The sequence below is a fragment of the Nostoc sp. genome (assembly GCF_036917415.1).
GTDB lineage: Bacteria > Cyanobacteriota > Cyanobacteriia > Cyanobacteriales > Nostocaceae > Nostoc.
Genome location: NZ_JBALDJ010000043.1, coordinates 1 through 1,836, shown reverse-complemented (window position 1 = coordinate 1,836; position 1,836 = coordinate 1). Strand labels below are relative to the sequence as shown.

Annotated in this window: 1 protein-coding gene; it reads left to right on the top strand. The window is 42.0% G+C overall.

Going from position 1 to position 1,836, the window contains the following annotated elements; genetic code table 11:
* Positions 1-1,836: condensation domain-containing protein (locus V7K41_RS07380; protein ID WP_334846855.1), on the top strand; the 1,836-nt coding region annotated here is incomplete at both ends.

Below are 1,836 nucleotides of genomic sequence, written 5' to 3'. Positions count from 1 at the left end.
GCCAAGCACACCAATCGAGAATTTGTTAGCAGGAATTTGGGCAGAAATACTAGGAATTGAAAAAGTAGGTATTAATAATAATTTCTTTACTTTGGGAGGGCATTCCTTAATCGCTACTCGCGTGATGTCCCAAATTCGGCAAGTATTTCAACTAGAACTGCCTTTACGTGATTTATTTGAAAAACCAACAATCGCCCTGTTAGCCAAAGAAATTGAAACAGCCAACAAAGCAGGCTTAGGAATTGAAACAACAAAGATTGAGCCAATTGAGCGATCGCTACAATTACCGCTATCATTTGCTCAACAGAGGTTATGGTTCCTAGCTCAATTAGAGCCAGACAGTCCCTTTTACAACATACCTACGGCTGTTCGCTTGAAAGGAGAATTAAATCTCAAGGCACTGCAACAAACTTTCAACGAAATTCTGCGCCGCCACGAAGTATTGAGAACCAACTTCCAGACAGTTGAAGGGCAAGCAGTAGCTGTGACAGGGCAAACAAAGCCTTTAAGATTAGCAACAATCGATATTAGCGAACTCCCTTTAGCTCAACAAGAAGTTGAAATCAGGCAACAGGCTGGACAATTCGCACAACAACCCTTTGACATCAGCAAGGATTATCTACTGAGAGTCAAACTCTTACATCTGGATGCAGAAGAACACATTGTACTACTGACGATGCACCACATTGCTTCTGATGGCTGGTCAATCGGCGTACTAGTGCAAGAGTTGGCAACACTTTATCCAGCCTTCTGTAATGAACAACCCTCACCATTACCTGAACTACCAATACAGTACGTAGATTTCGCAGCTTGGCAACGACAATGGCTGCAAGCAGAAGTACTGGAAACTCAACTATCTTATTGGCTCAAGCAGTTAAAAGATGCACCCAAAGTATTAGAGTTACCCACTGATTATCCCAGAGCAGCAATTCAGACATTCCGAGGTGCAACTTACTCATTTAATTTCTCAGATGAACTCTCTGTAGCTCTGAATAAATTAAGTCAGCAGCAGGGGAGTACTTTATTTATGACCCTGTTAGCAGCTTTCCAAACACTGCTATGGCGTTACACAGGGCAAGAAGATATTGTAGTTGGTTCACCGATTGCTAACCGGAATCGAGCCGAGATAGAAGGGTTAATTGGATTTTTTGTGAATACTTTGGTGTTGAGAACTAACTTGGCAGGTAATCCTAGCTTTGAGGAGCTACTCAAACGAGTGCGGGAAGTCGCATTGGGAGCATACACTCATCAAGATTTACCGTTTGAGTTGTTAGTTGAACAACTGCAACCACAGCGTTCTTTAAGCCATACACCACTATTTCAAGTGATGTTTGTGCTTCAGAATGCACCAATGTCTGCCTTGGAGTTGCCTGGTTTGACTTTGACTCCTGTGGAAAGTGATAGTTATAGTGCCAAGTTTGATTTAACTCTTTACATGAGTGAAACCGAGTCAGGATTAGTTGCAAGTCTAGAATACAATATTGATTTATTTGCGGAAACTTTCATCCAAAGAATGGCGGCTCATTTGCAAACATTGCTCGAAGGAATTGTCACAAATCCACAGCAGTGTTTGTCAGAGTTACCACTGCTAACAGAAATTGAGAAACACCAATTACTCCAACAGTGGAATGATACAGCAGTTGAATATCCTCAACAACAATGCATTCATCAGTTGTTCGAGGCGCAAGTAGAACACACACCTGATGCTGTAGCAGTGGTGTTTGAAGATGAACAGTTGACTTATTGGGAACTCAATACTAGAGCAAATCAATTGGCGCATTACCTGCAACAACTGGGGGTAAAACCAGAGGTATTGGTAGGGATTTGTGTAGAGCG